The organism is Tsuneonella sp. HG249 (assembly GCF_053819205.1).
On record NZ_JBSOQY010000001.1, the window covers coordinates 896,316 to 921,199 of the forward strand.

Annotated in this window: 25 protein-coding genes; 5 read left to right on the forward strand and 20 right to left on the reverse strand. The window is 66.7% G+C overall.

Annotated features, from left to right (window positions below; all coding sequences use genetic code 11):
* Window positions 1-34: 34 nt before the first annotated feature.
* Together ACWPM1_RS04410 and ACWPM1_RS04415 are read right to left on the reverse strand one after the other, a co-directional pair.
* Window positions 35-817: a SapC family protein gene (locus ACWPM1_RS04410; RefSeq protein WP_455693623.1), complete on the reverse strand. Its 783-nt coding sequence runs from the start codon at window positions 815-817 to the stop codon at window positions 35-37.
* Between the two features lie 67 nt (window positions 818-884).
* Window positions 885-2,333 carry an FAD-binding oxidoreductase gene (locus tag ACWPM1_RS04415; RefSeq protein WP_455693624.1) on the reverse strand — a complete coding sequence of 483 codons (1,449 nt, stop codon included), beginning with the start codon at window positions 2,331-2,333 and terminating at the stop codon, window positions 885-887.
* A 111-nt stretch (window positions 2,334-2,444) separates the two neighbouring features.
* Between ACWPM1_RS04415 and ACWPM1_RS04420 the strand changes: the two genes are divergently transcribed.
* Window positions 2,445-2,990, forward strand: coding sequence for a hypothetical protein (locus ACWPM1_RS04420; RefSeq protein ID WP_455693625.1), 546 nt, complete (start codon window positions 2,445-2,447; stop codon window positions 2,988-2,990).
* Window positions 2,991-3,112: 122 nt separating this feature from the next.
* Window positions 3,113-4,525: a DEAD/DEAH box helicase gene (locus ACWPM1_RS04425; RefSeq protein WP_455693626.1), complete on the forward strand. Its 1,413-nt coding sequence runs from the start codon at window positions 3,113-3,115 to the stop codon at window positions 4,523-4,525.
* A gap of 9 nt (window positions 4,526-4,534) precedes the next feature.
* On the opposite strand, the gene ACWPM1_RS04430 is transcribed toward ACWPM1_RS04425, so the two are convergent.
* The 3 genes from ACWPM1_RS04430 to ACWPM1_RS04440 all read right to left on the reverse strand — a co-directional run bounded on the left by ACWPM1_RS04430 (window position 4,535) and on the right by ACWPM1_RS04440 (window position 6,603).
* On the reverse strand, window positions 4,535-5,590 hold the full coding sequence (locus tag ACWPM1_RS04430; RefSeq protein ID WP_455693627.1) for a zinc-dependent alcohol dehydrogenase: 1,056 nt from the start codon (window positions 5,588-5,590) through the stop codon (window positions 4,535-4,537).
* A gap of 108 nt (window positions 5,591-5,698) precedes the next feature.
* Window positions 5,699-5,857 carry a hypothetical protein gene (locus ACWPM1_RS04435; RefSeq protein ID WP_455693628.1) on the reverse strand — a complete coding sequence of 53 codons (159 nt, stop codon included), beginning with the start codon at window positions 5,855-5,857 and terminating at the stop codon, window positions 5,699-5,701.
* A 62-nt stretch (window positions 5,858-5,919) separates the two neighbouring features.
* Window positions 5,920-6,603 (reverse strand): hypothetical protein, encoded by a 684-nt coding sequence (locus ACWPM1_RS04440; protein WP_455693629.1) that lies wholly within the window; start codon window positions 6,601-6,603, stop codon window positions 5,920-5,922.
* 517 nt (window positions 6,604-7,120) lie between these two features.
* On the opposite strand from ACWPM1_RS04440, the gene ACWPM1_RS04445 reads away from it, so the two are divergent.
* A complete protein-coding gene (locus tag ACWPM1_RS04445; RefSeq protein WP_455693630.1) occupies window positions 7,121-8,137 on the forward strand; it encodes a PAS domain-containing protein in 1,017 nt (338 codons plus the stop codon).
* Here the strand turns inward: ACWPM1_RS04445 and ACWPM1_RS04450 are convergent, their stop codons facing one another.
* Together ACWPM1_RS04450 and ACWPM1_RS04455 are read right to left on the reverse strand one after the other, a co-directional pair.
* Window positions 8,138-8,539: a response regulator gene (locus ACWPM1_RS04450; protein ID WP_455693631.1), complete on the reverse strand. Its 402-nt coding sequence runs from the start codon at window positions 8,537-8,539 to the stop codon at window positions 8,138-8,140.
* 82 nt (window positions 8,540-8,621) lie between these two features.
* Window positions 8,622-10,928 (reverse strand): ATP-dependent helicase, encoded by a 2,307-nt coding sequence (locus tag ACWPM1_RS04455; protein WP_455693632.1) that lies wholly within the window; start codon window positions 10,926-10,928, stop codon window positions 8,622-8,624.
* 106 nt (window positions 10,929-11,034) lie between these two features.
* On the opposite strand from ACWPM1_RS04455, the gene ACWPM1_RS04460 reads away from it, so the two are divergent.
* On the forward strand, window positions 11,035-11,628 hold the full coding sequence (locus ACWPM1_RS04460) for a hypothetical protein (protein WP_455693633.1): 594 nt from the start codon (window positions 11,035-11,037) through the stop codon (window positions 11,626-11,628).
* A 73-nt stretch (window positions 11,629-11,701) separates the two neighbouring features.
* On the opposite strand, the gene rsmD is transcribed toward ACWPM1_RS04460, so the two are convergent.
* From rsmD to ACWPM1_RS04475, 3 genes are read right to left on the reverse strand one after another with little or no spacing between them, the layout of a single operon-like run.
* Entirely contained in the window at window positions 11,702-12,247 is a 546-nt protein-coding gene (gene rsmD / locus ACWPM1_RS04465) for a 16S rRNA (guanine(966)-N(2))-methyltransferase RsmD (protein ID WP_455693634.1), read from the reverse strand.
* Window positions 12,244-12,996, reverse strand: coding sequence for a pseudouridine synthase (locus ACWPM1_RS04470; RefSeq protein WP_455693635.1), 753 nt, complete (start codon window positions 12,994-12,996; stop codon window positions 12,244-12,246). Before ACWPM1_RS04470 ends, rsmD begins: the two co-directional genes overlap by 4 nt.
* Before the next feature lie 18 nt (window positions 12,997-13,014).
* Window positions 13,015-14,172, reverse strand: a complete 1,158-nt coding sequence (locus ACWPM1_RS04475) for an aromatic ring-hydroxylating oxygenase subunit alpha (protein ID WP_455693636.1) — start codon at window positions 14,170-14,172, stop codon at window positions 13,015-13,017.
* Window positions 14,173-14,244: 72 nt separating this feature from the next.
* On the opposite strand from ACWPM1_RS04475, the gene ACWPM1_RS04480 reads away from it, so the two are divergent.
* Window positions 14,245-15,936 (forward strand): AmpG family muropeptide MFS transporter, encoded by a 1,692-nt coding sequence (locus ACWPM1_RS04480; RefSeq protein ID WP_455693637.1) that lies wholly within the window; start codon window positions 14,245-14,247, stop codon window positions 15,934-15,936.
* On the opposite strand, the gene ACWPM1_RS04485 is transcribed toward ACWPM1_RS04480, so the two are convergent.
* From ACWPM1_RS04485 to radC, 10 genes are read right to left on the reverse strand one after another with little or no spacing between them, the layout of a single operon-like run.
* Complete coding sequence (locus ACWPM1_RS04485; RefSeq protein ID WP_455693638.1) at window positions 15,933-17,225, reverse strand: bifunctional folylpolyglutamate synthase/dihydrofolate synthase; 1,293 nt, start codon at window positions 17,223-17,225, stop codon at window positions 15,933-15,935. The genes ACWPM1_RS04480 and ACWPM1_RS04485 overlap by 4 nt on opposite strands.
* A 10-nt stretch (window positions 17,226-17,235) precedes the next feature.
* The gene (accD, locus tag ACWPM1_RS04490; protein ID WP_455693639.1) at window positions 17,236-18,084 is read right to left on the reverse strand and encodes an acetyl-CoA carboxylase, carboxyltransferase subunit beta; all 849 of its coding nucleotides are present in this window, start codon (window positions 18,082-18,084) and stop codon (window positions 17,236-17,238) included.
* Window positions 18,081-18,866, reverse strand: coding sequence for a tryptophan synthase subunit alpha (gene trpA, locus ACWPM1_RS04495; RefSeq protein WP_455693640.1), 786 nt, complete (start codon window positions 18,864-18,866; stop codon window positions 18,081-18,083). The genes accD and trpA overlap by 4 nt, the downstream gene beginning before the upstream one ends.
* Entirely contained in the window at window positions 18,863-20,074 is a 1,212-nt protein-coding gene (trpB, locus tag ACWPM1_RS04500) for a tryptophan synthase subunit beta (protein WP_455693641.1), read from the reverse strand. Before trpB ends, trpA begins: the two co-directional genes overlap by 4 nt.
* Window positions 20,075-20,126: 52 nt before the next feature.
* Complete coding sequence (locus tag ACWPM1_RS04505) at window positions 20,127-20,762, reverse strand: phosphoribosylanthranilate isomerase (RefSeq protein WP_455693642.1); 636 nt, start codon at window positions 20,760-20,762, stop codon at window positions 20,127-20,129.
* A 40-nt stretch (window positions 20,763-20,802) separates the two neighbouring features.
* Window positions 20,803-21,603, reverse strand: a complete 801-nt coding sequence (locus ACWPM1_RS04510; RefSeq protein WP_455693643.1) for an SIMPL domain-containing protein — start codon at window positions 21,601-21,603, stop codon at window positions 20,803-20,805.
* Between the two features lie 51 nt (window positions 21,604-21,654).
* Window positions 21,655-22,329, reverse strand: coding sequence for an orotidine-5'-phosphate decarboxylase (pyrF, locus tag ACWPM1_RS04515; RefSeq protein WP_455693644.1), 675 nt, complete (start codon window positions 22,327-22,329; stop codon window positions 21,655-21,657).
* On the reverse strand, window positions 22,326-22,709 hold the full coding sequence (locus ACWPM1_RS04520; RefSeq protein WP_455693645.1) for a DUF1049 domain-containing protein: 384 nt from the start codon (window positions 22,707-22,709) through the stop codon (window positions 22,326-22,328). Before ACWPM1_RS04520 ends, pyrF begins: the two co-directional genes overlap by 4 nt.
* A gap of 59 nt (window positions 22,710-22,768) precedes the next feature.
* Window positions 22,769-24,082 (reverse strand): adenylosuccinate lyase, encoded by a 1,314-nt coding sequence (gene purB / locus ACWPM1_RS04525; protein ID WP_455693646.1) that lies wholly within the window; start codon window positions 24,080-24,082, stop codon window positions 22,769-22,771.
* Window positions 24,083-24,131: 49 nt separating this feature from the next.
* Window positions 24,132-24,803 carry a RadC family protein gene (radC, locus tag ACWPM1_RS04530; RefSeq protein WP_455693647.1) on the reverse strand — a complete coding sequence of 224 codons (672 nt, stop codon included), beginning with the start codon at window positions 24,801-24,803 and terminating at the stop codon, window positions 24,132-24,134.
* Between the last annotated feature and the right edge of the window lie 81 nt (window positions 24,804-24,884).

The window sequence follows — 24,884 nt, forward strand, 5'->3', positions numbered from 1 at the left end:
CATCCGGTCGTGCGGAAGGGGCATTTTGTCGCGTTCAGGCGGCGGGTTCGGCCTGCGGTGCGGGCATCTTGCCCTGTGCGATTTGGCGTTCGAATACCACGCTCATACGGTCGAGGGAGAAGAGATGGGCGAACAGCAGCGCGAGCAGGCCGTTGCCGGTCCATTCCTTGACGACGTCACCGTCGAGCGCGCGAAGCTTCTCTTCGTTGACCATGCGGAAGCCACGATAGACGTAGGGCTTGTCGGGGTTCGCGCTCTGCGTGATCGCGACTTCGCCATCCATCAGCAAATCGTGCTTCTTGAGCTCTTCCAGGAACGCCTGGGTGCGGGCCCCGGCTTGCTCGAACTGCTCGCAGAACTGCAGCGCGGCTTCCACCGGGCCGGCGGGCTTACCGTCATCGCTGAACAGCGCTTCACCTTCGTCGAAGGCGCCGAGCAGGTCGGTGGTCGGATCGAAGCACAGCGAGAGCTCTTCCGCGTCCGGGTTCAGGCGGGCGAGCATGTACGGATACCGGCGCGCATACGCCGGCACGTAGAAAGTGCCGATCGGCTTGCCATCTACCTCGACGAAGGTGTTCACGCCCTCGTTAAGGCCCATCAGCGCGAGCGGAACGGGGTTGTCGCCGGCGCTGAAGACAATGGGATAGTCGCGCTGCGCCTGGATGAACTCCTCCGCTGTGAGGGGGACTGCGTGCTCTTTGGCCAGCCACTTGAGCGTGTCGGTCGGCTTGGTGCGCCACTTCGCGTGGTCGCGGCTGTTGAGCGGCATCAGGTCCTGATAGAAAAGGGGCAGGGTAGGTTGCGGCGCGCTGGCCATCGGTATCTCCGGTTAAGCGTGATCTGGGTCGCACTTCGGCCGGAGCCGGGCGCGGGAAGCGCGCGCTTTAGTTGCTGGAGTTCCCAGGCGCAAGCGCGAGCAGTTTCCCTGGGTTGAGGATGCCCAGCGGGTCCAGCGCGTCCTTCACGGCGCGCATCATTCCCAGCGCAACCGGGTCGCCCAATCGTTCCAGCGTGTCGCGCTTCAATTGCCCGATACCGTGCTCGGCACTGATCGAACCGTTCCAGTCGGTGACGATGCCGTAGACCTCGTCGCTGATCGCCTTGCCGTCGGTCACCTGCCAAGCGATGGGCTCGGCCCCGGGCGGGGCGATCACGTGGAAGTGCACGTTGCCATCGCCAAGATGACCGAAAGCGATCGCCCTGGTGCCAGGCCAGCTTCGTTCGATCTGCCCGACCGCTGCGCTGACGAAGGCGGGCATCCGTTCGACCGCGACCGAAATATCGTGCTGCACTGCGGGGCCCTTGGCGCGCTCGGCCGAAGCGATCGAATCGCGCAGCAACCAGAACGCCTCGGCCTGTGTTTCGTTGGCGGCGATTGCGGCGTCCTCGAGCAGATTCGCCTCGAGCGCGGTCGACAGCAGTTCCTCCGCCATTCCCGGCAGCCGCTCGGCCGAAGCCTTGTCCGCCACGAGTTCGATCAATGCATGCCACTCGTGTCGCTCTTCCAGTGGGGGGCGGGCGTTCGGCAGGTATTCGATCACATCGTCGAGGGTCTCCTGCGCGAGCACTTCGAAGCCCTCGAGGGCCGGCCCGGCTTTTGCCTCGGCGTGGAGCAGGAGCGCGCGGGCGGCTTCGAGGGAGGGCACCCCCACCCACAGCACTTGTCGGTCCGCGATCGCGGGAAGCAGCCGCAAGGTCGCGGCGGTGACGATGCCCAGCGTGCCCTCGGAGCCGATCAGCAACTGCTTGAGATCGAACCCGCGGTTGTCCTTCTTGAGCGGCGTCAACGCGGAATATACCTCGCCGGTCGCCACGACGGCCTCGAGGCCAAGCACCTGCGCGCGCATCGAGCCATGGCGCAGCACCTGGGTCCCGCCGGCATTCGTCGAGACGAGCCCGCCGACGGTCGCCGAGCCCTTCCCGCCGAGCGTGAGCGGAAACCGCAAGCCTTCAGCCTGTGCGGTCTCATGGAGTGTCTGGAGGACCACCCCCGCCTCGCACACTACTTGCCGCGCCTCGCTAACGAATGAGCGGACCGCGTTCATTCGCCGCAGCGACAGGAGTATGGCTCCGCCTTCTTCATCCGGCGTCGCCCCGCCGCACATGCCGCTGTTCCCTCCTTGCGGCACGATCGGGACCCGGTTGCGCGCGCACAGGGCTACGAGCGCGGCGACCTCGGCCGTCGAGGCCGGAGAAGCCATAGCCAGAGCGCGGCCGGTGAAACGGCCTCGCCAGTCGGTCAGCCAGGGCGACATCGCCTCGGCATCGGTGGTGAAACCCTTCGGGCCCAGCAGGTCGGCCGCTTCGCCAAGGAAAGAATCGCGCGCAGTCATCGGGCGCGGTTGATGCACGATGCGCCTTGCCGGGACCAGCGCTTGCGGCCTTTCCCGTTCGGATTAAGCCGCTATTCAAGCGTATGCGCTATCCGCGCTGCAACCGACGCCATGCATCCATCCCTAGCTCTTCTCGCGCCCCTCGCGTTGCTGGTCCCCACGCTGGGGGCAGACCGCACCGTGCCGGACGAAGCCGAGCTGCTGCCGCAGCCTTCTCCGGCCCCGGTCGCCGTCGGCGAGGCGCTGACGATGGTTGATCCAACGGAGGACCCGCTGGCGAACCAGGTGCGGATCGAGCAGCGGGTGACCATCCGCATCGCGCCCCGCGATCCGGCTATTCGGCCCTCGATGCTGCCGGAGATGTCGCTTACTGCTCCACCCCGGGTGATCGAGCGCAAGATCGGCAAGTGCGTGCCCGTCTCCGGGATTGCGGCCGTGCAGCCGGATGGCGGGCGCCTTCTGCTGTTCATGCGCGACCAGCGGCTGGTGGCTGCCAGTCTCGAAAAGGCCTGCAGGGCGCGCGATTTCTACAGAGGCTTCTATCTCGAGCGCACCGGCGATGGGCTGCTGTGCATCGAGCGGGACAAGCTCCATTCCCGCGCGGGCGCCAGTTGCGAGGTGAGCAAAATCCGCCAGCTCGTCAACGTCGACGACTGAGCGCGCCATTCCTTGACTTTTCGTGCGCTCGCGCGCAGGGGCGCGCGCGGAACGGGGAGGGGGCTTTCCTCGTTCAAACCGGGCTTTCCCAAGGCCCGCCTAACCCGGACATCGAAACCCGCATGACTTTTGCCGACCTCGGCCTCTCTCCCGAATTGCTCAAGGCGGTCGAAGCGGCCGGCTACACCGAGCCGACGCCGATCCAGGCGCAAGCGATCCCGCCGGTGCTGATGATGAAAGACATCGTCGGTATCGCCCAGACCGGCACCGGCAAGACGGCCAGCTTCGTGTTGCCGATGATCGACGTGCTCGCCCACGGCCGCCGCCGTGCGCTGATGCCGCGCTCGCTCATCCTCGAGCCCACGCGCGAGCTCGCGGCGCAGGTCGCCGAGAATTTCGAAAAGTACGGCACCAACCATAACCTCAAGATGGCGCTGCTCATCGGCGGCGTGCAGATGGGGGACCAGCTCAAGGCGCTTAGCGAAGGCGTCGACGTGCTGATTGCCACGCCCGGCCGGCTGATGGACCTGTTCGAGCGCGGCAAGATCCTCCTCAACGGTTGCGAGCTGCTGGTGATCGACGAGGCGGACCGGATGCTCGACATGGGATTCATCCCCGACATCGAGTTCATCTGCTCGAAGCTGCCAGAAACCCGCCAGACGATGCTGTTTTCGGCCACGATGCCCAAGCCGATCGAGAACCTCGCGAAGAAGTTCCTCAACAACCCCAAGCGGATCGAGGTCGGTCGCCGCGCGTCGAACAACGAGAACATCACCGCGTTCAAGGTTCCCGTGAAGTCACGCGACAAGCGCGACACCCTGCGCTGGTTCCTCAACAACGATCTCGTCGAAACTGCGATCATCTTCGCCAACCGCAAAACCACGGTTCGCGAGATTAACAAGAACCTGCAGAGCTACGGCTTCGCGAGCGCCGAGATACACGGCGACATGGATCAGGCGAGTCGGATCAAGGAGCTCGACCGCTTCAAGAAAGGCGAAGTCACCATTCTCGTCGCGTCGGACGTTGCCGCCCGAGGGCTCGACATCAAGGGCGTGAGCCACGTGTTCAACTTCGACACGCCCTGGCATCCCGACGATTACGTGCACCGTGTCGGCAGGACGGGCCGTGCCGGCGCGAAGGGACGCGCCTTCACTTTCGTGGCGGAGGACGACGCCGAGGCGATTTCGAACGTCGAGAAGCTGACCCAGTCGCCCATCCCGGTGTTCGGCAAGAACGACGTGCGCGTTGAGCTCAAGGCGGCGGAGCCGACGTCCGAAACACAACCGGAAGCCGCGCCGGCGCAGGCGGAGCGCGAGGAACGCCCGCGCCGTGCCCGCGAGCCGCGTGAAAGCCGCGAAGCGCGCCCGCCGCGCGAGCCACGTGAGCAGCGCGCCCCGCGCGAAGAGCGCCCGCGCCGCGACGAGCGGACCGAGCGCGAGCCTCCTGCTCCCCGGAATGTGGATGACGGCGCTCCAGCGGCACCGGGCGAGTGGAACGGCCCCGTGCCGGGCTTCCTCGGTTTGTCGGCCCTCTAGCGGCTGCGGTCAGCTTACTTCGATCGCCACGAACACCGCCCCGGTGTTTTGCTTGTCCTGTGCGACGTCGAATGCCTGGTTGATTTCATCGAGTTTGAAGTGGTGGGTAATCAGCTTGTTCACCGGCAGCTTACCTCTGGAGATAAGCTCGATCACCTCGCCCTGCTCGGCGTAAATCTCGCGATAAGCGAAACTCGCGGTCGGCACGAGCTGGATCTCGGACATCTGGATACGCTGCCATTCGAGCGGGATTGCGGTCTCCCCTTCGTCGAAGCCGCCGATGATCATCACTTTGCCGCCCCGCCGCACCATCTTGGTAGCCAGGGGTAGAGTGACCGGCATCGCCTCCCCGCCCGCGCATTCGAAGACGATGTCTGCGCCCCGACCCTCCGTCCACTCCATGGCCTTTTTAACAACGTCCTCGCCGGCGGGGTTGCAGACAACGTCGGCGCCGAGGTCTTTCGCCAGTTCGAGCGCGCTGTTGACCAAGTCGGTGATCATGACGTCGGCACCGCTGGCCTTCGCGAGCATGAGTTGGCCGAGGCCGATCGGTCCGGCTCCGATGATGCATATCTTGTCGTTGATCGTCAGACCGGAAAGATGCTGCGCGTGGAGGCAAACGGCGAGGGTGTCGACCAGCGTGGCGTCGTCGAAGCTCACGTTGTCGGGCAGGCGGTACATCTTCTCCGAAGGGCCCACGAGGTACTCGCCGTAGGCATGGTAGACGTACTTCATGCGCACGTCGTAGAGATGCTCACAGATGTTGTAGCGCTGGATGCGGCAGTAGGGGCAGACGCCGTCGCCCATTACGGTTTCCACCACTACGCGGTCGCCCGGCTTCACGTTGGTGACCGACTGCCCCACCGCCACCACTTCGCCGGCGACCTCGTGGCCCGTGATCTTGCCGCACAGCTTCTCGTCGGGCTGGCGCCAGTGCCGCAGGTCGGTGCCGCAGATGCCCGCCACCCGGACCTTGACCTTCACGAAGTCGCGGGTGAGGAGGACCGGCTCCTCGACCTCCTCGATCGCGAAGGTTCCCTCGGCAGTCTTAATCGCGGCCTTCATCGGCTATTCAGCTCCGTCAGCGGGATTTCGGGGGCAGCGCGGCCCTCCCTCCGATGGCCAACCGGGACCGAGCAGCGCGGTTCCGCTAACAACCTAGGTTAGGGCGACCTATAGTGACCCGGAGTTGTCGCCGCCCTTGCGATTTTCGCGGTCGCGGGCGTTCGACTTGTTCGGGTCGCGGCCTTCCATCTCTTGCTCGGCCTGGTTCGGCGCGCCGCTGCCGCGGTTCTCCTTACGCCCTTGCGCGTTGCCGGTTTCACTCGACATTCTTCTTCTCCTTCAGCCGGTCAACGAGTGGGCGCGGTGAGGTTTCCGATTCCCCGCGCGGCTCAGCCGCTGACGCGCGCCGAACGGAGGATGCGGCCCGCTGTGTTGGTGACCACCTCGTAAACGATGCCGTCCGCACCGCGCAGGCGCCGCACCGTTTCGCCCGTGGCATTGACCGTCTCGCCGACCACGGTCAGCCCGGTGCGGGCGATGTCGAGCACCGCGCCCGAGCGCAGCACGCCTTGGGTGAGGTCGCCGACGTTGCGCACCGTGCTATTCACCACGCCGCCGGTGGCATTGACCGCGTTGTCCACAGTGCCGGTCAGTTGGGTGATAATCTGAGGGTTGTTGTCCAGTGTCTGCAGGGTGCGCTCGATGATCGCTCGAACGTTGTCGAGCCGAACGATCAGCGCGGCTTGGGCCTGTACACCCTTGATATCGAGTTTGACCGAATCGAGCTTGGCATCCGCGCCCGCGGTGAGATGCAGCAGGCTGGCAAGCCTCGCGTCGAGCGCCACGTGGGCCTCGAGCCCTTGGACTTCGAGCGTGATCGATTCCACCGACAGGTTGGGAATGTCGAGCACTACGTCCGGTTGCTGATCGGCCGGGACCGCGGTGAGAATCGCCACCGCCGGGCTGCTACCGCTTGCTTGCGTGCGCGCTCGGTTCTGCGCCGCGGCGGGCTGGGCCAGCAGAGCCGCGGAAACGAATGCGGTAGCGACAATGCTAGGGCGGAGTGGCTTCATCTGTATTCCCCTGTTGCGTGGTATTGGGCGGCACGAACGGATCCGCGATGCGGACGGCCCCGCGGACCGTGATCGTGAGATTTCGATAGTTTTGGGCTCCGGCCGGCGCGGAGCGCTCGACCTCGACAGGTGGCGCAACGCCGGGCGATACACTAAGTGCCAGCGAAGCCCGACCTTGTTGCCGCACCGCGGCTTCACGTGCGCGCGCGCGAGCGGATACTTCGATGTCATGTGGAAAGGTGCCGGTTTGCGTTGTGGCAAGCTGGAGCAAGGCAAGTGCGAGGCCGGGCATTGACGCGTAAACGACGGTTATTGCAGGCAGTTCCGCGTCATTTGGTGATTATCGGCGGTTGCATGCTAGAGACGGAAAGCGGAACCTTTCGGGGGTCGACCGATCGTCGGGAAACCAACCAGGAATTTTCCCGTTGCTGCGTTCGAACTGAAGTCTAATTATTGGCAAGCAACGCTGGGTTAAGCCGCGCGCGGGCTCGGATGGTGAGCTTACAGAAAGGGGCCCGTGGACACTTCGATCGCCGATCAGACCGGTCAGACCGCTGGCCAGATTACCTTCCGGGAACTCGCCGACGCCATGCCGCAGATGGTCTGGTCGACGCTGCCCGACGGCGCTCACGATTACTACAACGCCCAGTGGTACTCGTTCACCGGGATGCCCGAGGGTTCGACCGACGGCGAGGGCTGGAACGACATGTTCCACCCCGATGACCAGGAACGAGCCTGGGCGGTGTGGCGCCATAGCCTCGCGACGGGCGACCCCTACGAGATCGAGTACCGCCTGCGCCATCATTCCGGCCAGTATCGCTGGACGCTCGGTCGTGCGTTGCCGGTGCGGGGTGAGGGCGGCCGGATCATCCGCTGGGTCGGCACCTGCACCGACATCCACGAGCACAAGGAAACCGCGCAGCAGAACGAGATTCTCAGCCGCGAACTCAGCCACCGGATCAAGAACATCTTCGCCGTGCTGAACGGCTTGATCGGCCTCTCGGCGCGCCAGTTTCCCGACATGAAAGAGTTTGCGCGCCAATTGCAGGCCCGCGTTGCCGCGCTGGGCCGGGCGCACGACTACGTCCGCCCGCACAGCGAGGAAAGCACGCCGCACGATGGGCCACGAACGCTGATCGAACTCTTGACGCGATTGCTGAAGCCCTATCCCGCGCTCGACGAGGGGCGCCTTACGATCGAGGGCGACGATATCGCGGTAGACGATCGCGGGGCCACGCCGATCGGGCTCGTCTTTCACGAACTCGCGACGAACTCTTCCAAGTACGGTGCCCTGTCCGCGCCCGAGGGAACGGTCCGCATACGGATCGACAATCACGCCGGGAAGGTCGTGGTCACTTGGGAAGAACTTGGCGGCCCGCCGATCGACGGGGAGCCCAGCTACAAGGGGTTCGGTGCGCGATTGACCGATCTCAGCATCACCGATCAGCTCGGCGGGAAGATCGAGCGAACGTGGGCGCCGGAAGGCCTGCGGGTCCGCGTGGAAGTCGCGGCCGACCGGGTCAGCCGCGGCTGATCAGCCGAAGCAGCGGATAAACGGCGGCGCTTCGACAGAGTCGCCCACCTTTCGGCGAAGACCGTACCGCACGGCCGACAAGAGCACGTTTTCATCGGTAGGCTTGGTGATTACCCCGATCGTGCCGGAAATGCCCTTGCCGAGGAGACGCGGGTTGGCAGTGACGAATAGCACCGCAGCGTCATGCTCCTTGGCGAGGCGCTCGCCGATCTCGGGCCCGGTGAGCCCGTCGCGCAAGTTGAGATCAACCAGAGCGAGATCTATGTTGCGGTTCGTGTAGGCGAGCGCGCCTTCGAGATCGGCGGCGATCCCCAACACGTCGTAGCCCTCGTCCTCGAGGATGCATTGCATCTCAAGTGCGACGAGGAACTCATCTTCCACGATCAGAATAGTCTTCGACATCACGGAGGAACGCGGAGGAACACCCTCGGTTCCACCGATTTCGCCTGAAATTAGTCCTTTGCGTCGAAGCGAGGTCGGCGGCTCAGGCGACAGACACGAAGCTGTCGATGACCCGCTTACGGCCAGCCTGCTCGAACTCGATCTCGAGCTTGTTACCTTCCTGGTCGACCACCTCCCCATAGCCGAACTTGTCGTGGAACACCCGCTGGCCGACCGCGATGTCGCCGCGCGGCTTGGCGGCGAAGCTGGCGGCGCTGCGGATATTCTCCTTCACCCGATGGGGTGTGGCGTCGTAGCCGGTGGTCAGAGCCCTCTGCCACCCCGGACCGCGCGTCAGGGTGCGCGCGGGCTGCGCCCGCGCGAGGTGGGCGAATGGGTCGTCGTGCTCGCTCATCTGCGCGCGCCACAGCGAAGCGCCGCCGGTGAGCGTGGTTTCTTCCGAGATGTTGTCGGCGGGCAGCTCTCCGACGAAGCGACTCGGGATCGAGCTGGTCCACTGCCCATAGATGCGGCGGTTGGCGGCGTGGAGGATCGTGCAGCGCCGCCGCGCGCGGGTGATCGCGACGTAGGCTAGGCGACGCTCTTCCTCGAGCGAGGCGAGGCCGCCCTCGTCGAGCGCGCGCTGGCTGGGGAAGACGCCTTCCTCCCAGCCGGGGAGGAAGAGGTGGTCGAACTCGAGGCCTTTGGCCGCGTGGATGGTCATGATGGTGACCTTCTCGCCCCCGTCGTTGCGGTCATTGTCCATTACCAGCGCGACGTGCTCGAGGAAATCGCCGAGGGTGTCGTATTCCTCCATCGCGCGGGCCAGCTCGGAGAGGTTTTCGAGTCGCCCGGCGGCCTCGGCGCTCTTTTCCGCTTTGAGCATCGCCTCGTAGCCGCTCTCGGCGAGCACCAGGCGGATGAGCTCGGCGGACGCGGTGGTCTCGGCCATGTCCCGCCAGCGAAGGAACTGGCCCATCAGCTGCGCGATCGTGCCGCGCGCGCGGGGTGGCAGCTCGTCGGAGTCCGCGAGCTGGAGCGAAGCGGCGGCAAGCGGCATCCCGGTGGCGCGGGCGTGGCGGTGCATCTGCTCGAGCGTCTTGGCGCCGAGGCCACGCTTGGGCTGGTTGTAGATACGCTCGAACGCGAGGTCGTCGGACGGGCTGGCGATCACCCGCAGGTAGGCAAGGGCATCGCGGATCTCGGTGCGCTCGTAGAAGCGGAAGCCGCCGATGATGCGGTAATTGAGGCCGATCTGGATGAAGCGGTCCTCGAACTCGCGCGTCTGGTATTGCGCGCGAACGAGGATGGCGACCTGGTCTAGGCCCGCGCCCTCGCGCTCGAGCCGCTCGATCTCCTCGCCGACGCGGCGCGCTTCCTCGGGCCCGTCCCAGACGCCGATCACGCGAACCTTTTCGCCCGCGGGAACCTCGGTCCACAGCGTCTTGCCGAGCCGTTCGCTGTTGGCGTTGATGAGGCCCGAGGCGGCAGCGAGGATGTGCGGGGTCGAGCGGTAGTTCTGTTCGAGCTTGATCACCGCCGCGCCGGGGAAATCCTTCTCGAACTTGAGGATGTTGGCGACCTCAGCACCGCGCCACGAGTAGATCGACTGGTCGTCGTCCCCCACCACGCAGATGTTCTTGCGCTCCTGCGCGAGCAGGCGGAGCCATAGGTACTGGACCTGGTTGGTGTCCTGGTATTCGTCGACGAGGATGTACTTGAAGCGCTGCTGGTAGTGCTGGAGCACCTCGCGGTTGCTGCGGAACACGTTGAGCATGTGGAGCAGCAGGTCGCCGAAGTCGCAGGCGTTCAATGCCTTCAGCCGGTCCTGGTAGAGCCGGTAGAATTGCTGCCCCTTGCCGTTAGCGTAGGCTTCGTTCTCGATCGCATCGAGGTCCTGCGGATTGAGCCCGCGGTTCTTCCACCGGTCGAGTAGCCCAGCGAGCTGGCGCGCGGGCCAGCGCTTTTCGTCGAGGCCTTCGGCGACGATCAGCGTCTTCAGAAGGCGTAGCTGATCGTCGGTGTCGATGATCGTGTAGTTCGATTGCAGTCCGACGAGCTCGGCGTGGCGGCGCAGCATCTTGGCGCCGATCGAGTGGAACGTGCCGAGCCAGGGCATTCCCTCGACCGCTGGGCCGATGTGCCGCCCGACACGCTCGCGCATCTCGCGGGCGGCCTTGTTGGTGAAGGTGACACAGAGGATCTCGCTGGGCCAAGCTCGCCGCGTCGCGACGAGGTGGGCGAGTCTTGCGGTGAGCGCCGCAGTCTTTCCGGTACCCGCGCCGGCTAACATAAGCACGGGGCCCTCGGTGGTCAGAACTGCCTCGCGCTGTGGCGCGTTAAGTCCTTGCGCATAGGCCGGAACTTGTTCGTCGGCGGGAGGCGCAGGGATGGCGGGATCGGACGTCATGGGGATGCGAACAGCTAGGGAACATCGCCCGTGGGCGCAACCCGCCGTCGGAACCTGCGGAATGTTTAGTGCGTAGTCAAAGGGACACCCCATCAGGAGAGAACCGATGAACAAGCTGATTTTCGCCGGCGCCGCCGCGCTGGCGCTGGCCATTCCGGCCGGAGCACAGGAACTCGCCGTCGCCGCTGACGGCGACGTGTATGTGCTGACCCCGACGCAGAAACCAGTCTACGACGCGTGGCCGCTCGAGCGACGCTCAGGCTACGACGCATGGTCGAACGACTTCAAAGTATATTACTGGACGCTCACGCCCACCCAGCAGGAAGGCTGGTGGATGCTAAACGACGAGCAACGCACTCGACTCTACGCGATGGCCCCAGAGGCGCGCGTCGCTGCTTGGGAATCGATCGCAAAGCAGATGGCGAGCCTCCCGTCGGCCAATGCCTCGGCTACCGCGCAAGTTGCTACCACAGCGGCGGCCGCGAATGCCGTCGCCGGCCGCGACCCGCAGATGGTCAGCAACGCAGTCACTCAGACCACCCCAGCGGCGACGGCGGGCGAATATCCGCTGTGCAGCGCGACCGTGACCGACAGCTGCATTAACCCGCGTGAAGCGGGCAAGAACTACGGCAACCGTCCGCTCAACTACTGGCCGGGACGGCCGGCCAGCGAGATCCCGGGCAAGAAGCCGCAGAAGTAATCCGTCCGGGTCGCAGAAACGGGGAGGGGCGCTCTGCGAGGGGCGCCCTTTGCCCATCTGGGCACCGTGTCGCCTAGCTAGCGAGGCGAAGCAGGGTGAGCTTGGCTTTGCCGACCTTCCTCTCCGCATCGACGGTCAGCCGGTCCACTTCGACCGCCTCCTTGCTTCCCGTTTCGGCTGCGATCCAGGTCGCGGGGCCGATCCAGCCCAATCGCAGTAATCGGTCGCAGGCAACCGCCGCCGCGCCGGTGCCGTATGGCGGGTCGAGCAGGATGAGGTCGAAGGGGGTCCCCACCGCGCCGAGCGCCATCACCGACCCGGCGCGCACATCAGCCCGGCCGCGCGCGCCGAACGCCGAAATGTTGGCGCGGATCGCATCGAGCGCGCTCTTGTCGCTGTCGGCGAACAGGCACGATGCCGCGCCGCGCGACAGCGCTTCCAGGCCGAGGGCTCCCGACCCGGCGAAGAGATCGGCGACCGCCAGCCCCTCCAAGCTGCCGACCCGGCTCGTGAGCATGTTGAACAGGGTTTCGCGCGTCCGGTCGGCCGTGGGCCGCGTTGCCTCTCCCTTGGGCGCGACGAGCTTGCGGCCGCGCCATTCGCCGGCGATTATCCTCATGCCTTGAGGCTCTTGCGCAGCCTCTCGACCTGCACTTGCGGAATTTCGGCAACCGTGCCGCGCGGCAGGTCACCGAGATTGAACGGGCCGTAGCCGACGCGCAGCAGGCGGCTGACCTGGAGCCCGAGATGTTCCAGCACGCGCCGCACCTCGCGGTTCTTCCCCTCGGTCAAGGTGAGCAGGATCCACCGGTTGCGCCCGGCACCGCGCTCGAGGTCGGCTTCGATCTTGCCGTAGCGCACGCCGTCGATTTCGACGCCTTCGATCAGCTCGTCGAGATCCGCCTGGCTGACATCGCCGAAAGTGCGGGCGCGATACGTGCGGGGCACGTTGGACGATGGCAGCTCGAGCGCACGCTTCAGGCCGCCGTCGTTGGTGAGGAGGAGCAGGCCCTCGGTATTGAGATCGAGCCGCCCGATCGGCATCACCCGGGGGGCATTGCGCGGCATGGCGTTGCGCAGCGCGGTGTAGATCGTCGGCCGGCCCGAGAAGTCGCGCTCGGCGGTGATCAGACCCGCCGGCTTGTGAAACGCGAACACCCGCGTGGGCTCGGCGCGTTCGACCGGCTTGCCGTCGACGGTGACGCCCTTGAGATCGGGCAGGATCGTTGCCGGCGTGTCGAGCACTTTGCCCGCAATCGACACGCGGCCCTCGGCGATCATCCGCTCGACCTCGCGCCGGCTGGCGACGCCCGCGCGCGCGAGCAGCTTGGCGATGCGTTCGCCTTCGGGTCGTGGGCTATCGGGCATGGCGGGGCGACTAGGCTTTCAGTTCGCCGCGCGCAACGCCTCGCTGACGGTCTGGTGGAAGCGCTGGATGCCGCCTTCGAGGGTGCCCAGCGTCAAGTGCGGAACCGCGCCGGTCGAGAGACCCTGTTGGCCGAGCTCGGCGGCGCGGAAGTCCTCGGCCGCGAACACCCCGCCGTCGAGCAGCGCCCAACTCCGTTCCCAGTGGTCGCGCGCCTTGTCGGTGGCGGGAGGCTCAGGGATCAGCATGAAATCCTCGACCAGCGTGCGGTCGTGCGAGGTGGGCCACAGCGCCATCACGTTGATGTAGTCGGGGCTGGGGATGATCACCGTCGCGGGGAGTAGCTGGTAGGCGAACGTCACCCGGCGACGCAGCGCGGCCATGTCGGTGAGGTCGATCCCGTCGAGTTCGTCCACTCGGCCAACGGCACTTCGGGCGTGCGGCCCGATCATGTCGCCGCTGGTCACCCCATCCTTGAAGAACGGCCCGATCGTCTTCGCGTGGAGGCGGGTGACGTGGTAGCTTTCAAGGAACGCGTCCATGATCAGCTTCCAGTTTCCACGTACCTCGTGCGTCTTGCGGCGAAAGTGGAAGTGGTCGGCCGCCCCGAACGCGTCCATGTCCTCGCCCAGCGTGCGGGCGAGTGTGAAGTCTGCTTCGTCTTTCGGAGAATACCAGATCAGCCCGCCTGCCTCGCAACTCGGCAGCTCGACGAGATGGTAATCGGCTTTGTCGAGGCCCGGAAACGCATCGGGCCGCGGCAACGCGAGAAGCGCGCCGTCGAGCCGATAGGTCCAAGCGTGGTAGGGGCACACCAGACGCGCGGCGCACTCCGCCTCGGTACCTTCGACCAGCCGCGTGCCGCGATGACGGCACACATTGAGGAACACGTGGGCTGCGCCCGCCTTGTCGCGAGTGACGAGCAGCGGCTTGCCGGTCAGGTCGTGCGGCACCGCCATGCCCGGTTCGGGCAGGAGCGCGCTGGGGCAGAGCACCTGCGGCAGTCGATCGAAAAGCGCTGCCTTCTCGCGCGCGAAATGGTCTGGGTCGGTGTAAACCGATGCGGGAACCTGCGTAATCCCGCTCGCGGGCCGCGTCTCGCCGCGCGCGAGGGCCTCGGCGAGCGCGAGCTGGCCGGCGGTGGGGCTTTTCCCCGGCGCGGTTACGGCCTCGTTCATGGCCATCTTCCCTATTCCTCTGCCGGCGCTAATTGTCGCACGAAACAACGATATCGGGAAGGACGCTAGGGAATGGCCGAAGCCGCTGCGAAGAAACCGGGGTTCCGCACGCTCGTGCGCGCATTGGGCAACCGCAAAGTCGGATTCATGGCGCTGTTCGGCTTTGCCAGCGGCCTGCCCTTCGCGCTGTTTCTCGGCACGCTCTATGCCTGGCTGACCGAGGCCGAGGTCGATCTCGAGACCATGGGCGTGTTCAGCCTGATCGGGCTTTCCTACGCCTTCCAGTTCCTGTGGTCGCCGCTGGTCGACCGGATCGACATCCCGTTCTTCCGCAAGCTCGGCAAGCGCAAGCAGTGGATCGTCCCGGCTCAGCTGGTCCTGGGCGGCGTGCTGGTGGTCATGAGCCTGCTCGACCCGCGCAGCGCCCTCGGGCTGTTCAGCCTGCTGGCGGCGATCGGCGCCTTCGCCAGCGCCACGCAGGACATCGCCATCAACGCCTGGCGTATCGACATCGCCGACGACGATGCGCCCCTCGACATCTTGTCGACCGTCTACCAAATGGGCTTTCGCCTCTCGTCGCTGGTGGGCGGCGCGCTGGCATTGATCCTGGCAGCGCGGATCGGCTGGCCGCAGACCTACCTGCTGATGGGCGGAATCCTGCTGGCGATCGGTATCGCTGGCCTGTTCGCGCCCGACGCCGACGTCGTTGCGCCTACGGCGGAGCAACAGGACGCGATGCTGGAGTTGCGCCGCAAGGGTCAGCTATCGCCGAAGGTCCGCATGCAGGCGTTGCTGGCGATCGGAACGCTGTGGGCCGCCGCGCTCACCACCGTGATCGTGTTCATGGTCATGTCGATGACCGCTGCGCCCGACGACCGGCCCGACCCGACCGCGTTCACCGCTACCGCCGGGCCGCTGATCGTCATCGCGACCATCGTTCTTCCCGCGCTGATCGCCGGCTGGCTGGTCGGCAAGCAACGCAACCCCGACCTGCTTTTGCAGGAGGACGTTCCGGTCGCCACTGGCGGTGCAGTGGTCGCCGACCATCTCTACCGCGCGCTGGTTCTCCCGTTGGTCGAGTTCGTCGGCCGGCTCGGCTGGTCGCTGGTACTGATCCTCGCGCTGGTGCTCACCTACCGCATCTGCGACGCGATCTGGGGCACGTTCGCTTACCCATTCTATCTCGGTGAGTTGAAGTACACCAACGACGAGGTGGCGCTGGCTTCCAAGTTCATCGGCGTGGGGGCGATCGTCGCGGGGCTCGCTATCGGCGGCACGCTGCTCACCACGATCGGCCGGATGGCGACACTCACTCTGGGTGCTGTGCTCGCCTCGCTAACCAACCTCCTCTACGCGGACCTCGCGGCGGGCGGGCATACGATGGGCGCGGTAAGCGACGGCGTGGGCTTGACCGCCATGGTGGAGAGCTTCGGCGCACGGCCCGAGCTTGCGAAGCTGATCATCACGATCGGCGCCGAGAACCTCGCCGTCGGCATCGCCGGGGCGGCGTTTGTTGCGTGGCTCTCGTCGATCGTCGCCAAGGGCTACAGCGCGGTGCAGTACGCGCTGTTGTCCTCCCTGACCCTGCTTGTCGGCACTCTCGGACGCGGTGCGCTGGGGCAGGCGATCGAGGAGCGTGGCTTCTACGACGTGTTCATCTTCACCACCGCCATCGGCGGGATCGCAGTGGTGCTCTGCCTGCTCGAATGGGCGCGCGAACGGCGCTCGGCCAATTCCGGAGTGGTAGCCCCCGAAGCGGCTTAGTCGGGGATCTCGCCGTTGGCGCGCAGCACTTCGCCGGCGAGGTAGAGCGACCCGCAGATCAGGATGGGTTTTCGGTCGGCGGGAACGCTGCGCAGTGCGTCATCCACGGTAGGGTAAGCGCGCGCGCGAGATCCGAATGCCTCGGCTGGATGGCTCTCGCTGCCTGGCACCGGGACTACGGCTATGCCGGCGATGCGATCGCCGAGCGGATCGACGATCGCCAGCGGGTTCTTGCTCGCCAGCATCCCGATGACGAGGTGCAACGGGCGATCGAAGTGCCGCGCGATCGCGGCGCCCGCATCGGGGTTGTGCCCGCCGTCGAGCCAGACCTCGGTGCCGGGAACGAGCGAGGTCAGCGGCCCCTCGCCGAGCCGTTGGAGCCGGGCGGGCCAGCGAGCGTCGGCGATACCTTCGGCCAGCGCTCGGGCGCTCACGGGTACGAAGTCCTGGTGGCGCAACATCGCTACCGCGAGCGCGGCGTTGTCGGCTTGGTGCGCTCCGGGCAGCGCGGGGTAGGGGAGTGCGAGGCGCCCATGCCGGTCCTCGTACTCGATTTCCTTGGCCAGATGCGCGGACCAATCCCGCCCGCGCATATGCAGCGGAGCGGCCGCGATAAGCGCGGCGCGCTCGATCTCGAGCTCGGCGGCCTCCGGATAGGCTTGCGTGATGAGCGGACGGCCGGAGCGGACTATGCCCGCCTTTTCAAAGGCGATACGGGCCAGCGGATCGTCGGGCGTGCCTTCCTCGGGGGCGAGCAGGAATGCTTCGTGGTCGATGCCGAGGCTGGCGATGCCGCAGGCCGCCGGATGCTGGATCACGTTGGTCGCGTCGAAGCGGCCACCGAGGCCGACCTCGATCACGCAGGCGTCGGCCGGGCTTGCCGCGAAAGCGAGGAAAGTGGCGGCCGTGGTGACCTCGAAAAAGCTCGGGCCGAGGTCTTCGCCCGCGTCGAGCACTTCCTGTAGGCGCGCGGCCAGCTCGGCGTCCGAGATCAGCGCGCCGGCGATCCGGATGCGCTCGTTATAGCGAACCAGGTGCGGCTTGGTGGCCGCGTGAACGGTCAGCCCCTCGGCCTCGAGGATCGCGCGCAAGTAGGCGCAGGTCGAGCCCTTACCGTTGGTGCCGGCGACGTGAAACACCGGCGGAACGCGGTCCTGCGGGTTGCCGACGCGGGCCAGCAGCGCGCGAATCGTCTCGAGCCCGAAGCGCCCTTGCGGCAGGGAGAGCTTGGCCAGCCGGTCGAGCTGCGCCTGGACCGCCGGATCGCCGGAGCGCGCGAAGTCCTTCAAGGCCGTGCCCTCAGGCTGCTTTGGAGGGCGCCAGGTAGTCGATCAGCGTCGCCAGTGTCGATCTGAGGTCTTTGCGCGCCACGACCATGTCGACCATGCCGTGCTTGTGGAGGTACTCGGCGCGCTGGAAGCCTTCGGGAAGTTGCTCACGGATGGTGTCCTGGATCACTCGCTGACCGGCAAATCCGATCAATGCGCCCGGCTCGGCAATGTGGACGTCGCCGAGCATGGCGTAGCTGGCGGTGACGCCGCCGGTGGTGGGGTCGGTCAGAACGACGATGTAGGGCAGTCCGGCTTCTCTGAGGCGGCGGGTCATCACCGTCGCCTTGGGCATCTGCATCAGGCTGAGGATGCCCTCCTGCATCCGCGCGCCGCCGGCCGCGGTGACGACGATGTAGGGGCAGCGGCGGCTGAGCGCCCGCTCGGCCCCGGCGCAGAAGGCGGTGCCCACTGCCATGCCCATGCTGCCCCCCATGAAGGTGAAATCCTGCACCCCGACGACGGCTGCGCGGCCGTCGATGCTTCCGGAGGCGACGCTGAACGCATCATGGTGCGGGTTCTTGGCGCGCGCCTTTTTGAGGCGGTCGGTGTACTTGGAAGTGTCCTTGAACTTGAGTGGGTCTTCGCGGACCGAAGGCTGGGGCAACAGGTCGAAGCCTGCATCCATCAGGATTGCAAGCCGCGTGTCGGCGTCGATCCGCCCGTGATGCTCGCAGCGCGGACAGACGTGGAGGTTCTCCTCGTATTCCTTGACGAACAGCATCTCCTGGCAGCTCGGGCACTTGACCCACAGGTTGTCGGGCGTCTCGCGTTTGGGCGCGAAGGGCAGCGCGTTGCGGACGCGGGTGATCCAGCTCATAGAAGTTCCTTCCGTGCGGCGTGGACGGCCTCGGCTAGCGAAGCGGTCAATGCTTGCAAGCGTTCCGGTGCGCCGGGCTGGGCGCACAGCTCGACCAGCGCTGAGCCCACGACCACGCCATCCGCGACCCGCGCGATGGCGCCGGCCTGCTCGGAGGTGCGGACGCCGAAGCCCACCGCGATCGGCAGGTCGGTGGCCACCTTCAGACGGGCAACCGCGCTTTCGATCGAACCGGTGGCAGCCTGCTGCAGACCAGTGATCCCGGCGACCGAGACGTAGTAGACGAACCCTGAGGAGCCTTCGAGCACCGTCGGCAGGCGTGCCGTGTCGGTGGTCGGGGTGGCGAGGCGGATGAGGTCGATGCCTGATGCGCGCAAGGCGGGGCCGAGCGAGTCGTCTTCCTCGGGTGGGATGTCGACGCAGATCACACCGTCGACCCCGCACCCCGCGGCCTCGGCGGCGAACCACTCGGGCCCGCGGCGGATCATCGGGTTGGCATAACCCATCAGCACGAGCGGAACATCCCGGTGGCGCTCGCGAAATTCGTTGGCGATCATCAGGACATCGCGCGTAGTCGTGCCGGAGGCTAGGCTGCGCAAGTTGGCCGCCTGGATCGCCGGCCCATCGGCCATCGGATCGGTGAACGGCATGCCCAACTCGATCACGTCCGCGCCCCCCGCGACCAGCGCGTCGAGATTGGCCGCAGTGTCACCGTCGCCTGCGGTGATGAAGCACACGAGCGCCGGGCGCCCCTTGGCGAAGGCGGCGGCGAGGCGGGTCACATCGCGACCCCGAGATGCTCGGCCACGGTGAATATGTCCTTGTCGCCGCGCCCACAAAGGTTGGCGAGGATGATCGCGTCGCGGTCCATCTCCTTCGCTCGCTTGGCGACCGCCGCGATGGCGTGGCTGGGTTCGAGCGCGGGGATGATGCCTTCGGTGCGGCAGAGGAGCTGGAAGGCGTCCAATGCTTCATCGTCGGTTATCGAGGTGTATTCGACCCGGCCGGTGTCCTTGAGCCAGGCATGCTCTGGGCCGATCCCGGGGTAGTCAAGGCCAGCGCTGATCGAGTGCGCCTCGGCGATCTGGCCGTCCTGGTCCTGCAGCAGGTAGGTCTTGTTGCCGTGAAGCACGCCGGGCGATCCGCCGGCGAGGCTGGCGGCGTGTTGCTTGTCGAGCCCGTGCCCTGCCGCCTCGACGCCGAGCATTTTCACATCCGCATCGTCGAGGAACGGGTGGAACAGCCCGATCGCGTTGCTTCCGCCGCCGATCGCCGCCACCAGCAGGTCGGGCAGGCGGCCGGTGCGATCGAGCATCTGCGCGCGGGCTTCCTTGCCGATCACCGACTGGAAGTCGCGCACCAGCTCGGGGTAAGGGTGTGGGCCTGCCGCGGTACCGATGATGTAGAACGTGTTCTCGACGTGGGCGACCCAGTGGCGCAGCGCCTCGTTCATCGCGTCCTTCAGCGTCGCCGCGCCGCTGGTGACCGGGATCACTTCGGCGCCCAAAAGCTTCATGCGGAACACATTGGGCTGCTGGCGGGCGACGTCGGTCGCACCCATGAAGATCGTGCAGGGCAGGCCGAACCGCGCGCAGACGGTGGCGGTGGCGACCCCGTGCTGGCCCGCGCCGGTTTCGGCGATGATCTTCTGCTTGCCCATGCGGATCGCGAGCAGGATCTGGCCGATGCAGTTGTTGATCTTGTGCGCGCCGGTGTGATTGAGCTCGTCGCGCTTGAACCACACCTGCGCGCCGCCCAGCGCCTCGGTCAGCCGCTCGGCGAAGTAGAGCGGGCTGGGGCGGCCGACGTAGTGCGCCATCAGGTCGTCGAACTGCGCCTGGAACGCCGGATCGGCCTGCGCCGCGCGGTAGGCCGCCTCGAGTTCGAGGATCAGCGGCATCAGCGTCTCGGCGACGTAGCGGCCGCCGTAGTCCCCGAAGTGACCCCGTTCGTCGGGCATGTTGCGATATGAATTGGGTGCGCTGTCCATCACTGCTCCCATTGGCCCGCCGCCTGAGTGAAGTCGAGACAGGATTGGTGCGTCAGGCCGCGCGGGCAGCTTGCACGAATGCACGAATGCGCCCGGCGTCCTTCACCCCCGGTGCAGTCTCGAGCCCGCTGGAGGCGTCGACCAGTGGGGCGTCGGTCACCCGGATAGCTTCAGCCACGTTGTCCGGCGTCAGCCCCCCTGCGAGGCCCCACGGAATCTGATGCTGGAAGCCCGCCAGCAGCGACCAGTCGATGGTCAGGCCGTTGCCGCCAGGCAGCGCGCCTTTGGCGGAATCGTAGAGTATGCGGTGCGCCGCGTCCTTGAACCGCAGCGTCTTGGTCAACGTCTCGGCATTGCGGAGGCCGACAGCCTTCCACAACTCGTGCGGCACCGCCTGGCGGAGCAGGCCGAGCCACTGCTCGGTCTCGCCACCATGGAACTGGACCACATCCGGCTTCACCGTGTCGACCGCTTGCGCCGTGGGGATCGGTTGCTGGTTGACCAGCAGCAGCACGACCTTGGTCGAGGGCGGCACGCGGGCCCGCAGCCGGGCACCCTGTTCAAGGGTGACGTGGCGCGGCGAAGATTCGAAATGAACCAGGCCGATGTAGTCCGCGCCCGCGTCGACCGCCGCGTCGACCGCTTCGGAGGTGTTGCACCCGCATACCTTGACCAGACGTCCGCTCATGGCCCGCGCAGATAGCGAGCCCACGCGGGACCGCAAGCGCTCAGCGGGGTGCGAGCTCGAACTGCATCGTGACGCTGGTTGTCATCTGCAGCTCGCCGGGCTGCACCGGCGCGGGCGGAGGCGGCGGGGCCGAACCGGTCACCATGATGTCGCGCGCGAACTGCACCTGCGGCGGGCCGTAATAGCCGCCCGATTCGTTGATCGAGAGGATGCGCACGATCCTGAGGCCCGTGGCGTTCGCATAGAGCTCACCGCGCGCGCGCGCCGTCTTCACCGCTTCGAGCCGCGCCTGGTCGAGTGCGGGATCGGGCTGGTCGAGCTGGAACATCGGCCCGCTGATCTGGTTCGCCCCGGCGCCGGCCAAGGTGTCGATCACGGTGCCGAACCGTTTGAGGTCGCGCTGGCGCACAGCAACGTTGTTGCTCGCCTGGTAGCCTATGATTTGCGGGATCCGCTGCTCGGGTGGCGGCGGAATGTAGGGCTGCCCGCTCATCCGCGAGGCCATGATCGCATCGCGGTTCGGGTCGGCGTAGACCGGCTGGATCGACAGGTTCGACGTCTGGATATCGCGCTCGGCGATGCCGGCGGCGCGCAGCGCGGCGATGACCCGTTCCATCGCGCGCGAGTTCTCCGCGAGCGCGGCAGCGGCGGTGGTGCCCTGCGTGGTCACTCCGGCGTTGAACACGGCGAGGTCGGGCTCGCGGATCGTTTTGCCTTCCGCGGTCACCGTTAGGACGCTGTTGCCGGGCGCGACTTCCAGCGGCCGCTGGGCGGGCTGGGCAGCTGCGGGTACGGCAAGCGCTGACAAGGCCAGGCTGGCAAGAAGTGCTGCGGTCCTCATAAACGTTTCTCCCACTTTACAGCGGGTAACGCCCGACAGGGCGTTCGGGTCCTAGAGCGTCGCCTCGATCGCGCGGGCGGCGGCGAGCGGGTCGTCCGCGCGGCTTATCGGGCGGCCGACGACGAGCACGCTGGCGCCGTCGTCGCGCGCCTTGCGCGGGGTGACGACGCGTTTCTGGTCGCCGACCCCGGCATCGGGCAGGCGCAGGCCCGGGACGACGAAAAAGCCGTCCTTCCACTGCTCGCGCACGGCCTTCACTTCGTGGCCGGAGCAGACGATCCCGTCCAGCCCCGCCGCGTGCGCCAGTTCCGCCAGCCGCATGACCTGGTCGTGGGAATTGCCCGCTACGCCGGTCCGCAGGAGGTCGCGCTCGTCGAGGCTGGTCAGCATCGTCACCGCGACGATCCTCGTTCCGTTGGCAGCGGCGGCCTTGGCATCCTCCATCATCGCCCGCCCCCCCGAGGCGTGGACCGTCACGATCGCCGGCTCGAGCACGTGAATCGCCTGCATCGCGCCGGCGACAGTATTGGGAATGTCGTGCAGCTTGAGGTCGAGGAAAATCGGCAGACCGACCCGCGCGATCTCGTGAACGCCGTGGTGTCCGTGGGCGCAGAAGAACTCGAGACCCAGCTTGAGCCCGCCGACGTGGGACTTGACCTTTTCCGCCAGCGCCCTCGCGGCGTCGAGCTTCGGAAGGTCGAGGGCCAGGTAGACGGGGTTGGTCATTTGAGGATTTCGTCGCGCGGCTTGGGCGCGCCATCGACCGGGGTCGCCGGCACGGGCGGTTCGGCGGTAGGCGTCGCTGCCACAGTAGTTGCCGTCGTGCTGGCGGGGGCCGCGGACGTCGGGACCGCCACGGCGGCGTTGCGCGCCGCTGTTTCGAGGTTCGAGATCCGCCGCTGCAAGCGCCACTTCGTGCCGCGGTGGATCATCCACATCGGGATGAGGCCGAGCAGGAAGGAGACGACCACCACCGCGGGCAGGCGGGTATCCCACACCAGCTCCGGCCAGATGTGAACGCTTAGCGCCTTGTCCCAATTGAGTACCGTGAAGGCGACGAACACGACCAGCAGGGCGACCCAGATGATGGTGCGGACGATTTGCATCTTGTCTCTCCCGATGTTTGTCCGAGGCTTAGGGCGGCCCGCCGGCAAAGTGAAGGGAGCTAGCCGCCGAACACGCGCGCGAAAATTGTGTCCACTTGCGCGTAGTGGTAGGCGAGGTCGAACTTGTCCTCGAGCTCATCCGGAGACAGCGCCGCGGTCACCTCCGGATCGGCCTTGAGCAGGTCGAGCAGCGAGAGCGCGCCGTCCGAATCCCACACTTTCATCGCGTTGCGCTGGACGAGGCGGTAGGCGTCTTCGCGGCTCACGCCGGCCTGGGTTAGCGCCAGCAGCACGCGCTGCGAGTGGACCAGCCCTCCCATCCGGTCGAGGTTCTTCCGCATCCGCTCGGGATAGACGAGCAGCTTGTCGACCACCCCGGTCAGGCGAGCGAGCGCAAAGTTGAGCGTGATCGTGGCATCGGGCCCGATGAAACGCTCCACCGAGGAGTGGCTGATGTCCCGCTCGTGCCACAAGGCGACGTTTTCCATAGCCGGGATGACTGCGCTGCGGACCATGCGCGCGAGCCCGGTGAGGTTCTCGGTCAGCACCGGGTTGCGCTTGTGCGGCATCGCCGAGCTGCCCTTCTGCCCAGGCGAGAAGTATTCCTCCGCCTCGAGCACTTCGGTCCGTTGCAGGTGGCGGATCTCGGTCGCGAGACGCTCAATCGAGCTCGCGATTACGCCCAGCACCGCGAAGAACATCGCGTGCCGGTCGCGCGGGATGACCTGGGTGGAGATCGGCTCGATCGCGAGACCGAGCTTGTCCGCGACATGGGCTTCCACCCGCGGATCGACATTGGCGAAGGTGCCGACCGCGCCGCTAATAGCGCAGGTAGCGATCTCCGCTCGCGCGGCGACCAGCCGCTCGCGGCAACGGGCGAATTCGGCATATGCTTGCGCAAGCTTCAAACCGAAGGTCACCGGCTCGGCATGGATGCCGTGGCTGCGGCCGATGGTGGGGGTGTACTTGTGCTCCTCGGCCCGCCGCTTGAGCGCCGCGAGCAGCTGGTCGAGGTCTTCGATCAGCAGGTCGCTCGCGCGGGCGAGCTGGACGCTGAGGGTGGTATCGAGCACGTCGGAGCTGGTCATGCCCTGGTGCATGAACCGGGCTTCGTCGCCCACCTGCTCGGCGACCCAGGTGAGGAAGGCGATAACGTCGTGTTTGGTCACCTCCTCTATCGCGTCGATCGCCTCGACGTCGATCTTGGGATCGGTCGACCACCAGTCCCACAGCGCCTTGGCCGCGCTTTCCGGCACCACGCCCAGCTCGCCGAGCTTTTCGGTCGCGTGCGCTTCGATCTCGAACCAGATGCGATAGCGCGCCTCGGCCTCCCAGATCGCGGTCATGGCTGGGCGGGCGTAACGGGGGACCATCGTCGACTCCGGTTGGGCAGTTGCGGCTGCGGCTAGGGGCCGCGCCGGGCTATATCAACCCCTTGGCCTTCAGGCTCACGTGCCCGTCGCGACCGACGATCACGTGGTCGTGGACGACGATGCCGAGGAGACGCCCGGCTTCGGCGATGCGGCGGGTGATGTCGATGTCGGCGCGGCTGGGTTCGGGGTTGCCGCTCGGATGGTTGTGGACGAGGATCATCGCGGTCGAACCGACGTCCATCGCCTTGCGGATGACCTCGCGCGGATGGATCGCCGCCTCGTCGATCGAACCGTCGCCGACGTGGTGATCCACGATCAGGCGGTTCCGCGTATCGAGATAGAGCACGCGCACGCGCTCGACCGTCAGGTGCGCCATGTCGATGGTGAGGTAGTCGAGCAGTGCCTGCCAACTACCGAGGACCGGCTTCTGAACGACTTCCCCGCGCGCCATCCGGCGGGCGGCGAGGGCGACGGCCTTGAGCGCGGCGGCGCCCGTCTCGCCGATGCGGGGCACCTGCGTCAGCGCGCCCGGTTCCGCGTTGAGGACCGCATTCAGCGAGCCGAACCGTTCGAGGAGCGCCTTGGCGAGCGGCTTGGTGTCGCCGCGGGGGTTGGCGGCAAACAGCAGGTATTCCAGCACCTCGTAGTCGGCGAGCGCCTCCGCCCCGCCGCCGAGCAGCCGCTGCCGCAGGCGGGACCGGTGTCCGGAATGGCCGGGCACGGCCCTTTCGTCTTCAGGCTGCGGCAACCTTTCCCCCGGCAACGCGTTGACCTTTCAGCGCCTTGCCCATGCCGGCCGATG